A 12,757-nucleotide genomic window follows, 5' to 3' on the forward strand; every position below is an offset into this window, starting at 1 on the left:
GGCGGGAGGCTGCCGGGCGGCCCTCACCGTGATCGCCGGGACGGGGGTGGGGGCAGGGCGCTCAGGGCCTCCGGCGAGATGGTGTGGTCGAGGAGGTGGAGGGGGGCCGCGCGGACGCCGGCGGCTTCGGCGGCGGCCCAGTGGGCGAGGGCGCGCGGGAGGTCGACCAGGCCGTGGACCAGGGGCAGTTCCGTACCGGAGGCCGGGCCGGCGAGGTGGGCGTGCAGAAGGGATTCCAGGCGGCAGGAGGCCAGGGTGCCGGGAAGGTGGAGCGCGAGGTGCTGCCGCGCGCGGGCGGTGGCGGCGGTGTGGCCGGTCAGGGCGGCCGCCGGGAGGTCCGGCGACAGGTGGGTCTCGGTGGAGTCCAGGGCCAGCAGACCGCCCCCGACGATCAGGACGTCCCGCCGGCTCCGCATCCGCTCCAGGGCCCGCCCGGTGTCGAAACAGTGCGGGAAGGAGTCGTCCACGACGATCGTGCCGGGGCGCAGCAGGTCGACGTCCACCAGGGTCGTCGGGCCGCCGCCGACCGCCGCGACGACGACGTCGGCCGACGCGTAGAACTCGGCGGGGAGCGTGCGGGAGTCGGCCGACTCGACGACCCGCACGGGCAGCGCGGGGTGGGCGGCCGACAGCTCGGCGGCGAGCCGCCGTAGGCGGGGGGCGCTGCCGGGTACGTCGCAGAGCAGGAGCCGGGCCGGTGGGTGGGGGCTCAGGCTGAGGAGCAGCCGCAGGGACGACGTGCCGATGGAGCCGCAGCCGACGACGGCGAGGGTGAGTCCTGCCAGGTCGCGGCCGGTCGCGGCGAGGGCGGTACGGACCGTCGTGACCACGGCGACGGTCGTGGTGGCGTGGCCGGTGGTGAGGGTGGTGCCGGCCGCCGGGGAGGCCTCGCGCAGGACGTCGTAGCCGTAGCCGGTGAGGGCCGGGATCATGCCGGCCAGGGAGACGCAGCGGGCGCCGAGGGACGCGGCGTGGTCCACGGCGCGCGCGGTGAGGGTGGCCAGGGTGACCGGGTCCCCGGTGGGGAGCGGGCCGGTCAGCTCGTCGGCGAAGAGCGGCAGCGAGACGAAGCCGGATCTGCCGAGAGGCGTGGTGACGCTCTCCAGGAGCCGCGCACGGCCGTCCGGGAAGAGCAGGGCGCGGATCGCCTCACGGCTGGGTGCGGTGTCCGGGGGCATCCCGGCGAAGGCGGCCAGGTCGTGCGGGGCGGGGAGGTAGCCGATGAGGGCCGCGTCGAGGGGTGGGGTGGTGGGGGGTGGGGTGGTGAGGGGTGCGGTGGTGGGCGGGGGAGCGGTGAGGGTGGTCCTGTGGTGCGGTGCCTCCTCAAACTGACGCATCAACTCCTGTGTGAATCGCGTTAGTTGCTCAGGTGTGAGCGCGGTCGCCGGGACGCGGGCCGTGATGCGCAGACCGTCGTCGCCGTTCGGTGCGGGGCGTACGGCGAGGAAGACGTCGGTGCCCACGGGGGGCGGGGCGAGTGCCGTGTCGGTGTCGTCGGGGCGGAGGGTGAGGGGCGCGTCGGGGGGTGCGCCGAGGGCGGTGAAGTCGAGGAAGGTGAAGAAGAACTGGGCGGTACGGGGGAGGCCCTGGGGCGTCCGGAGATCCAGCGGGCCGGCGGTGCGGGCCGCGAGCGACTCCGTGGCGACGCGGCGCAGGTCCTCCTCGAAGCCGGGAGCGGCGGAGCGGTCGTCGGACGGGAGCGCCGGGCGCAGGGCCACGGCCTCGGCGAACGGCCCGAAGACGCCGTGCGTGTCCCGCGCGGTCTCGTCCCTGCCGGTGACGGCCAGGCCGAGGACCAGGTCGCGGCGGCCGGTGAGGGTGGTGAGGGCGCGGTAGTACGCCGTGAGGACCGGGGCGTGGAGCGTCGTGCCGACGGCCCCGGCGAGGCGGCGCAGGGCGCGGGTGCGGTCGGCGTCGAGGACGAGGGTGCTGGTGTGGAAGGCGGCGGTGGTGCCGTCCTGGTCCTCGTGCGGTGCTCGGAGGACGGGCGGGGTGTAGGGGGCCAGGTGGCGGGCGCGGTACGCCTCCGCCTCCCGGGTCGCGGGCGGTCGCGGTGCCGCGCGGTGGAGCGCGTGCTCGCGGAAGGCGGAGGGCAGGGGCTCCAGGCCGTGGGGCAGGCCGCGTGCGAAACGGCCGTACACGGTGAGGAGTTCGCGGGTGAGGAGGGCCGCGCTGTAGCCGTCGCCGATGAGGTGGTGGGCGTGGACGAGAAGCACGTGCTCGTCCGGCGCGACGGTGAGGACCCGCAGACGGAGCAGGGGCCAGGCCCAGGGTTCGAACCGGCGGCGCGCCTCCTCGGCGGCCCGTTCCTCCAGGAGACCGGGGTGCGCCAGGATCTCCGTCTCGACGGGAAGCCGCAGCGAGGCCGGGAGTTCCTGCTGCACGGGCGGGCGGGCGCCGGCCGGGAAGACCGTGCGGAGCATGGGGTGACGGGCCATGAGCACGTCGACCGAGCGTTGGAGGAGGTCCGGGTCCAGGGGGCCGTGGATACGGAAGCGGGCCAGCCAGGCGGGGTTGGCGCCGGGTGTGCCGGACGCTCCGGGGGTGCCGGCCGCGAGGGCGTCGGCGAGGAGGAAGCCCTGTTGGGAAGGGGTGAGGGGGTAGGGGGCGAGGGCGTGTTCGGGCTGACGGATCTCGGGTGCGTCGGGTGCGTCGGGTGCGTCGGAGGCAGGGGATGCGGCGGCGGCGTCGATGGCCGCCGCCAGGGCGGTCAGGGTGCGGTGGGTGTAGACGACGGTCGGGCGGGGCAACGCGGGGCGTTCGTGGCGTAGACGGGAGAACAGCTCCAGCACCGTGATGGAGTCGCCGCCGAGCGCGAAGAAGTCGTCCTCTCCGCCGATCCCGGACTCCGGCGCGTCCAGCAGCTCGGACCAGACGCGCGCCAGCAGGTGCTCGGTCGGGGTCGAGATCGGGGCCGGGGCCGGGGCCTGGGCCTGGGTTGAGGTCGTGGTCGGGGCCGGGGCGAGGGCCGGGGTCGTGGTCGGGTTCGGGGGAGCCGTGCGCGGTGACGCGGCCGAGGTGTGCGGGACGCCCGTGGCCGCCGGACCGCGGGGAGCAAGGCGGTTGCGGTCGATCTTGCCCGTGCCGGTCAGAGGGAGGGCGGGGAGGAGGTGGACGCGGGCGGGGAGCATGTACGGGGGGAGGGTGCGGGACAGGAAGGCCCGCACCTCGCGGGGGTCGAGGGCGGGTGCGCCCGTCCTGGCCTCGACGTACGCCTCCAGCCGTCCGTCGCGCAGCAGTACCGCCGCACGGGCCACGCCCGGGTGGGTGAGCAGGGCGGCCTCGATCTCGCCGAGTTCGACGCGGTGGCCGCGCACCTTGACCTGGTCGTCGAGCCGGCCCAGGAACTCCAGCACCCCGTCGGCCCCACGGCGGACGCGGTCGCCGCTGCGGTACCAGCGGCGGCCGTCCCGTTCGGTGAAGGCGGCGGCCGTGAGCCCGGGGTCGCCCAGGTAGCCGGGGGTCAGGCCGGTACCGGCGATGAGCAGTTCGCCGGGCTCGCCCGGGGCGCGTTCGTGTCCGTCCTCGCCGATCACGGCCAGTTCGGTGCCGGCGATCGGGCGGCCGATGGGGAGATGGCGTACGTCGTCGCCGGGGCGGGTGTCGATGATGTGGCAGGTCGCGTTGACGGTGGCCTCGGTGGGGCCGTAGAGGTTGGCGATCCGGGGGGCGTGCGCGGGGCGCGGGTGGTCGCCGGCGGGGCCGCCGAGGAGGTCGAACCAGCGGCGGACATGGGCCGCGGGCAGGGCCTCGCCGCCCACGTGGACCCAGCGCAGGGCGGAGAGGTCGGGGGCCCTGCCGTGCTGCCGGGCGCGTTCCTCGGCGGCGGTCAGCAGGCGTTCCCACAGGGTCGGGACCGAACTCCACACCGTGATCCGGTCCGCCACGACGCGGTCGAGCAGGGCCTCGGGGTCGCGCAGCAGGTCGCGGGAGAGGGTGTGCACCGTGGCGCCGGCCAGCAGCGGGGCCAGCAACTGCCGTACGGAGGCGTCGAAACAGACCGACGCCGTCTGCGCCAGCCGGTCACCGGGGCCGTAGCCGAAGGTGGCCAGGGACCAGTCGAGGTAGTTCGTCATCGACCGGTGCGTGATGGGGACGGCCTTGGGGCGGCCCGTCGAGCCGGAGGTGAAGATGACGTACGCGATGGCCTCGGGGGACGGGCACGGGGCGTCGTCCGCCGGGGTGGTGGCGGACGGCGACGGCTCGGGCACCGGGACGGCCGTGACGCCGTCCAGGCCGCCGGCCGCCTCCCGGGTCGCCCGGTCGCGGACCAGGACGCGCACTCCCGTACGGGACAGCTGGTCCCGGTGCCGGGCGGTGGGGTGGGTCGCGTCCAGCGGCACCCAGCCGGCGCCCGCCCGCAGGATGCCGACGACCCCGGTGACCGTGTCCGTGCCGCCCGGTTCGGTGAGGAGCCCGACCAGGTCGCCGGGGCGTACGCCGTGGGCGCGCAGCCGGGCGGCGAGGGCGGCGGAGGCGCTGTCGAGGGCCGCGTAGGTGAGGGTGGTCCCGTCACCGGTGTCGACGGCGACGGCGTGGGGCGTGGCGCGGAACCGGGCCCGCAGACGGTCCACGATGCCGCCGTCGACCGCTGCGGCCGGGGCGAGGGTGGGGCTCGTGACGGCGGCGCGCAGTTCGGTGACGTACTCGTCGGCGAGGCGCCGCACGGTCTCGGGGCGGAAGAGGGCGGCCGGGTGGTTCCACGACAGGCGCAGGGCGGAGTCGGCCTCCCAGCACAGGAGACCGAGCCGGGTGGCGGCGGTGGCGGTGGCGGCGGCCGTCGGGGTGACGGTGACCGGCCAGTCGGGGCCATGGACCACCGGGAAGCGGGCGAAGCTGAAGCCCGCCTCGGCCGCCGTGCGTGGTGCCGGGCCCGTGGCGGGCCGCAGCCCGGACAGCAGCCGGGCGACGTCGGTGCTGCTCAGGGTGGCGTGCTCCTCGGCCTCGGCCCAGATCCGCCGCAGCCGGTCGGCGAGCGCGGTGACCGGTTCGTCGGGGTCGACGTCCACGAACACCGGCAGGGTGTCGGCGAGCGGCCCCACCAGACGGTCGATGCCGGCGACCGGCAGCTCCCGCCGGGCCCGCGCCACGTTCACCGCGACGGCCCGCAGCCCGCTCCACCGCGCCAGACAGCGCCCGTACACCGCCAGCAGCAGATGGAACAACGAGACCCCGTGCCGGGCGGCGGTCTCGCGCAGCGCGCTGGTCAGCGCCTCGTCGATGCCGGTGCGGTGGTGGGTGAGGGGCGGGGCGGGGGGCGCTGCGGGATCGCCGTCGTAGGGGAGGGCGGGGGCGGGGTCGGTGTGCTCGGCGAGGCGGTCGCGCCAGTACCGCTGGTCCTCCGTGTACGCCGGTGACCGGCGTTCGGCGGTCAGGGCCGCGGCGTAGTCGGCGAACTCCGCCTGTGGCACGGGGAGTTGTGCGAGGTCGTCCCCGCGTTCCAGGGCCGTGTAGAGCGACCAGAGTTCCTCCGCGAGCAGCTTCAGGCTGAAGCCGTCGGCGGCGGTGTGATGGACGACCAGGAGCAGGTGGGCGAGGTGCGCCTCGTCCCGGTCGTGGACGAGGACGGCCCGCACCGGGTCCTCCGTCGTCAGGTCGAACGGGCGGTTGCACAGGTCGAGTTCGAGTCGGCGCAGGTCGTGCGGCTCCCGTACCTCGTACCAGCGCGGGGCCGTGTCCACGGGCCCGGCGGGGGCGGCGTACCGGCGGGGGCGCGCGTCGTCATCCGTCAGCCGCAGGCGCAGCATGGGGTGGCGGGCGGCGAGGTGGGCGAGCGCCCGGCCGAGGAGGGCGGGGTCGAGAGGGCCGCTGACGCTCTGGCGGAGGTAGCCGTAGGCGGTGATGCCCTCGTGGAGGGATGCGGTGGTGTGGAAGGCGAGTTGGAGGGGGGTCAGGGGGTGGGAGGCGTCCGGGGTGACGTTCGGCGCCGGGTGGGGCGCCGGAGTGGGTGCCGGCCTCGGGGTGGGTGCCGGGGCGGTGGTGGCCAGGTGGGTGGCCAGTTCGCCGAGGGTGCGGTGTTCGAAGAGGAGGGTGGCCGGGAGGGGGCGGCCGAGTTCACGTTCCAGGCGGCGGGCGAGGTCGACGGCGGTGAGGGAGTCCAGGCCGAGCGTCAGGAACTGTTCGTCGTCGCCGATCTCCTGCGGGGGCCGGTGCAGGGCCTCCGCGAGCAGGCGGCGGATGAGGGGCGCTTCGCGGCTCGGGAGGGGGCGGCCTGGGGTGGCCCCGGGCCCTTCGTGGCTGGTCGCGGCGGTTGCCGCGCCGCCGGAGCGCTCGCGTTCCGCGCGGGGCGCGGGGTCGGCGAGGGGCGCGGGGTCGGCGAGGGGTGCGGGGTCCGAGGTCTCCGGGCCGGTCACCAGGACGTGTGCCGCGTCCAGGCCGGTTGCCGCGCGCAGGCCGGCGAGGGCGGCCCGGACGGTCAGGGGGGTGAGCGCGGGCGCCTGGCCGGGTGACCGGCGTCCGGTCCGGGGGCCGGAGCCGCTCGCCAGGCCGGTGTCGGTGACGGGGCCGAGGGCGATGCTCAGCCAGGGACGCCCGGCGGCACGTTCGGCGGCGGCGAAGGCGTCGAGGAAGGAGTTGGCGGCGGCGTAGTCGCCGAGGGCGCCGGCGAGTCCGGGCCGCACGGCGGAGACGGACGACAGGACCACGCACAGGGCGTCCCCCCGGCCGTGCCGCCGCAGTGCCTCGGCGAGGAGAATCGTGCCGCGCACCTTCGCGGCGCATACGGCCTCGATCTCGGCGTCGGGCTTGGCGCGCAGGCTGCCGGGGCGGGCCGTACCCGCTGCGTGGAACACCGCGTCCAGGGACGGCAGTCCGGCGATGAGGTCGTCCACGGCGGCCGCGTCGGTGACGTCGGCGGCCTGGTAGCGGGCGTGGGCGCCGAGGGCGCGCAGGTCGGTGAGCAGGTCGTGGGGCGGGGTGGTCGTGCGGCCGGTGAGGACGAGGGTGGGAGCGCCGTGTTCCGCCAGGTCACGGGCGAGCGCGCCGCCGAGGCCGCCCGCGCCGCCGGTGATCAGGTAGGTGCCGTTCGGGGGGAGTGGCGTGGGAGAGGCCGGAGGGGCGGGGGCGACGGCCGTACGGGTGAGCCGGCGCCCGGCCCGTACGGCGACGGTTCCGCCCGCGCCGGGGACGGCAGCGGTGGTGGCACTCAACTCCTGCTCCAGCGCGGCGAGTTGTGTGTCCAGCGGGTCCTGGGCGGACAGATCGATGCCCAGGGAGGAGAGCCCGGGATGCTCCTCGGGGAGAGCCAGGGCGAAGCCGTGCAGGAGGGCCTGCGCGGGGCGGGGGCGGGGGCGGCGTGTGGCGTTGCCGGTGCTGGCGGTGCTGGCGGTGCTGTCGGTGGTGGTGGCGGTCGTGTAGGCGTCCTCCGTGACCAGCAGCAGGCGGGCCGGGGTCGTGCCGAGCGAGGTCAGCACCTCGCGCAGGGCGGAGACGGCGGTGCCGGTCTCCGCCGCCGCCGGACCCGTGGTGGCGGCGAACCACAGCACGGCCTCCGGGGCGGCCGCCCCCTTGGTCCGCCCCGGCTCCAGCACGGTCACTCCGCGCCCGGTGAGCCGGTCGGTGAGGGCCCGGCGGAGGGCGGTGTCGGCGCCGGTCAGACGGACGACACGGGGCGTGGGGCCGGGAGCGGCGGTGAGCGGGGCGTCGTTCCAGAGCAGGGGCTGGGGGGTGGGTACGGCGGCGGGGGAGGGGAGCACGGGGGGCGTCGCACGACGGGGCGTCGTATCGGTCGCCGTACCGGGCTCGGGTGCCACGTCGAGCCGCTGCGGCCAGTGGTGGCCGCGCTGGAAGGGGTACGTGGGGACGGGCACCCGTCGCCGGGCCACGTGTCGCGTGGGAGACGCCGGAGCCGTCGGGTCCAGCGGAGCCCCACGGGTCCAGAGCCGGCCGACCGTGTCGAGCAACGCCGCTGCCCCTGCCCCTGCCCCTGCCCCCGCCTCCGCCGTGGCGGGCAGTTCGGGCAGTGCGGGCAGGACCGTCACGTCGGAGGGCGTGGCACCGGGACGGGTGGCGGCGGTCGCGCGGATCGGGGTGGCGAGGGAGGCGCCGGGGCCCAGTTCGACGAACGTGTCGTAGCCCTCGTCGAGGAGCCGGGCGACGGCGTCGCCGAAGCGCACGGGACGGATCGCGTGCTCGCGCCAGTAGCCGGTGCCGGTGCCGGTGCCGGTGCCAGTGCCAGTGCCGGAGCCGAGACCGAGGTCGGGGTCCCACCGGCCGGTGACCGTGCTCAGCATCGGAACGGTGGCCGGGTGGACGGTCAGGGCCTTCGCCGCGTGGTGGAGCGGGTCGAGCACGGGGTGCAGCAGCGGCGAGTGGAAGGCGTGCGAGACGCGCAGGCGGCGGGCGGCCAGGCCCCGGGCGGTGAGGGCCGCGATCGCCCGCTCGACGGCGTCCGTCGCGCCCGCCAGCACCACCTGCGTCGGCGAGTTGACGGCGGCGACACAGAGCGTGCCGACGGACCCGGCCCCAGACCCGGACAGGGACAGGGACGCGGCGAGCACGGCGGCGACGGTCTCCTCGTCGCCCCGCACCGCCGCCATGGCACCCGGCGCGGCGAGCCGGCCCATGAGGCGCCCGCGTTCGGCGGCGAAGCCGACCGCCTCGGCCGGTGACAGGGCCCCGGCGACGCACGCGGCGGTGATCTCGCCGACGCTGTGCCCCACGACCGCGTCCGGCGTCACACCCCACGCGGCCAACTGCCCGGCCAGCGCCACCCCGAACGCGACCAGCAGCGGCTGCGTCACATCCGTACGGGCCAGGTCGGCGGGGTCGGCGTCCTCGTCCAGACACCAGGCGGCCAGGCTTCGGCCGAGCACCGGCCCGGTGAGCGACGAGACCTCGTCCAGGACGTCCCGGAACACGGGCGCCGAGTGGTACAACTCCCTCCCCAGGCCCGCCCGTTGGGCACCCTGACCCGGCAGGACGAACACCGTGCGGGGCCGGCCCCGCACGGGCTCCGCCGCCCCGGCCGCCCCGGCCTCCCCGGCCGCTTCGAGACGCTCCGCGAGGTCACCGTCCTCCGCCACGAAGGCCAGCCGGTACGGCCCCTCGTCCCGGGCCGTGTTGACGCTCGCGCACACGTCGCCCTCGTCGAGTTCCGGGTGGGCCCGCAGGTGCGCGGCCAACTCGGCGGCGGCGACGCGCAGTCCGGCGGCGGAACGGGCGGAGAGGGTCAGCAGAGGCGGGTCGTCGGCGGCCCGGGAAGACACCGCGCCGGCGGCGTCCGCACGCGCCGGTTCCTTCGGCGCCTCCTCCAGCACCGCGTGCGCGTTGGTGCCGCCGAAGCCGAAGGAGTTCACGCCGGCGATGAGTGGGCGCCCCTCCGCGCTCCCGGGGCCCGTCCACTCCTCGTCCTCGGTCACCGGACGGAAGCCGGGGGCGGCGTCTTCGAGGAAGGGGGCCGGTGGGGTGGAGTGCGGCGAGGGCGGGAGGCGGCGATGGGAGAGGGCGAGGGCGACCTTGACGAGGGCGGGCATGCCGGCCGCGTTGAGAAGGTGCCCGAGGTTCGCCTTGACCGAGCCGAGCCCGCGCGGGAGACCGTCGGCGCGGGGCGGGAACGCCTGGCCGAGCGACCGCGCCTCGACGGGGTCGCCGATCGGCGTACCCGTGCCGTGCGCCTCGACGTACGACACGTCGGCCGGATCGACGCCGCACTCCTCGTACGCCGCCCGGATCACCTCGCGCTGGCCGCGCGGGGCGGGGGCGAGGAGGCCGAGCGAGCGGCCGTCGTTGTTGACCGCCGTCCCGCGTACGAGGGCGAGGACCGGGTCGCCCGCGGCGCGGGCGTCGGCGGGGCGGGCGAGGACGAGCGTGGCGCCGCCCTCGCCGGGGACGAAGCCGTCCGCGTCGGCGGCGAACGCGCGGCAGCGGCCGCTCGGGGACAGCGCGCCCGTCGCTTCGAGAAGGCGGTGGCCGGTCGGGGTCAGGCCCAGGTTGACGCCGCCGACGACGGCGAGGTCGCACTCGCCGGCCAGCAGGCTGCGCCGGGCCAGGTGCAGGGCGACGAGCGCGGAGGAGCAGGCCGTGTCGACGGCCAGGGCCGGGCCGTTCAGGTCCAGCAGCTGCGAGACGCGGGCGGCGATCAGGTTGGGCAGGTTGCCCGTGAGGGCGGCCGGGTGGCGGGCGAGGTCCCCGTCGGCGGCCTCGGCCAGGATCTCGCGGTACCCGCTGTCACCGGCCGCCGCGAACACCCCGATGCGGCGGCCTGCCCTGCGGGGCCCGGCGTATCCGGCGCGTTCCAGTGCCTCGTGGGCCAGCTCCAGGAAGATCCGCGCCTGCGGGTCGGTGGCCCGTGCCTCCCCGTCGTCCATACCGAAGAAGCCGGCGTCGAAGGCGGCGGGATCGGCGAGGAAGGAGCCCGCGCGGGGCCCGTCCCCCCGCCGCCCCTCGGGCAGGCGGTCGGCGACCGTGTCACCGCCGCTCGCCAGCAACTCCCAGAAGGCTTCCGGCGTTTCGGCCCCGGGGAACCGGCAGGCCACCGAGAGAACGGCGACAGCCCCGGCCGGACCGACGTCGGCACGCGCATCGGAGGCGCCCCCGGCCGGGACCCCGGCGGCCCGTGCCCCGGCGGTGGCCCCCGCGTTCCCCTCCTCCAGCAACCCGAGCACATGCCCGGCCAGCGCCGCCACCGTGTCGTGGTCCCGCAGCGCGCCCGGCTCCACCGTCACCGAGAGGACGTCCTCCAGCCCGGCGAGCACGGCCATCGCCCTGAGCGAGGACCCGCCGAGGTCGAAGAACCGCTCCCGCAACCCCACTTCGGACACGGGAACCTCCAGAACGCGCGCCCACACCCCTCGCACCGCCTCCTGGACCTCCCGCAGCGAACGGGGAACACCCACGTCCGTCCGGCCTTCGACCGCGCCCGCCCCGGCCGCCCGGCCCACGACCGTCGCCGCCGCGTCCGCCCGGCCCACCACCGTGTCGGCCGTGTCCGCCGCGTCCGCCCAGCGCGCCTCGGCCTCCGCGTACGCGCCGCCCTCGAAGCGTGCCCGCAGCACTCCCCGGCGCAGCTTCCCGCTGGTGGTCCGGGCGAACGCCCCCGGCGGCAGCGGCAGTACCCGTACGTCGTCATGGCCGAGGGCCTCGCGCAGCCGGCCGGCCGCGGCGCGGAGCACCGGGCGGGCGGTGGAGGGGGCGGGCCGGGCCCACTGCACGAAGGCGGCGACCCGCTCCCCGCCGCCGTCCGGATCGGTGGACCCCACGACGGCCACGGCCCCCGGCGGCAGGCCGGGCGTCGCGGCCACCGTCTCCTCCAGGTCGGACGCGTGGAACGTACGGCCGTTGACGAACACCACGTCCTTGTGGCGCCCGGTGACGGACAGCCGCCCGCCCCGCAGGAAGCCGAGGTCCCCGGTGCGCAGCCAGCCGTCGGCCCCGAACGCCTCCGCGCTCGCCCCGGGCGCCCGGTGGTAGCCGCGCCCCACCTGCGGCCCCCGCACTTCCACATGCCCGACCCGCAGTTCACCCAGCGGGCCCCCGGACCCACCCGTGATCCGTACCTCGCAACCCGGAACCGGCCGCCCCAGATCCATCAACTCCACTGCGTGCGGCCCGTGTTGGGTCTCCACCACACGGCCGCGACCGAGCGCGGCCCGGTCCAGCACCAGCGGCGTCGCGGTCTCGCCGAGCGGCGGTACGGTCACCGCGAGGGTCGCCTCGGCCAGGCCGTACACCGGCAGCGCGGCGCGCGGGTCCAACCCCGCCGGAGCCGTCCGGGCGGTGAACTCCCGCCAGACGCGCGGCGCGATGGGCTCGGCGCCGACGAGCAGCAGACGGACACAGCCGAGGTCGAGGCCGCCGAGCGCGGTGGCCGGCACACGGCGTACCGCGAGGGCGAGGGCGAAGTTCGCGGCCGACAGAAGCGTCGCGCGGTGGCGGTCGACGGCCTCGAACCACAGGGCGGGCCGCTTCGCGAAGGACAGCGGCTCGATCCGTATCTGCTTCAGGCGCGCGGCCAGGGGGACGAGGTGCGTGCCGATGAGACCCATGTCGTGGAAGTACGGCATCCAGGTCGCGAGCACGTCGTCCGGGGTGATCGCCATCGCGGTGCGGATCTGCCGGAGGTTGGCGAGGACGCCGGCGTGGGTCAGCTCCACGCCCTTCGGGGCGCCGGTGCTGCCGGAGGAGAACTGGAGGAAGGCGACATCGTGCGGGGCCGGCCGGGGGAGGTGGCGCGGCGGACGGCCGCGGCGGAGTTCGTCGAGCCGCAAAACGGTGACGGGAAGCGGGAGTCGGCCGCCGGGCTCACCGCTTGCGTCGCCCATCGCGGTCACGACGGCGGCCGTGGTCTCGTCCACCACCACGGGCGGCCTGCCGAGGAGTTCCCACACCGGACCGATCCGGCGCGGCTCGGGGGCGAGGGGCACGGGGACGGCCCCCGCCGCCAGCGCGCCCCAGAACATCGGCTGGAAGGCGTCGCCCCGGTCGGCGACCAGCGGCAGCGGGGTGCCGGGCGTCACGCCCGCCGCCCGCAGCCCGCCCGCCACGCGCAGGGCGTCGTCGTGGAGTTCGGCGAAGGTGACCGTGTGCTCGGCGCCGTCCCCCCGGACGTGGACGACGGTCTGGCCGGGGGTCTCCCGCGCGGCTCCGACCAGCACGTCCAGCAGCGTCGACGCGGCTCTGCCGTTCACATCTTCGTTCGATCTCTCCACCGTCCGGACCCTACAAGTCGACCCGTACGGAGCAACGTCGCAGCCGGGCGTCCGCGTGTCCGCGTCGCCGGATGAGCGGTGCTGACCGCCCCGGCCGGCCGGGTGCGGCG

The 12,757-nt window shown here is 76.7% G+C and carries 1 protein-coding gene; it reads right to left on the bottom strand.

The annotated features are described in order from the left end of the window. Positions 1-23: 23 nt before the first annotated feature. Positions 24-12,647 carry a non-ribosomal peptide synthetase/type I polyketide synthase gene (locus H4687_RS24120; protein ID WP_318787711.1) on the bottom strand — a complete coding sequence of 4,208 codons (12,624 nt, stop codon included), beginning with the start codon at positions 12,645-12,647 and terminating at the stop codon, positions 24-26. Between the last annotated feature and the right edge of the window lie 110 nt (positions 12,648-12,757).

This window comes from Streptomyces stelliscabiei (genome assembly GCF_014873495.1).
In the GTDB taxonomy this organism is placed as follows: Bacteria; Actinomycetota; Actinomycetes; order Streptomycetales; family Streptomycetaceae; genus Streptomyces; species Streptomyces bottropensis.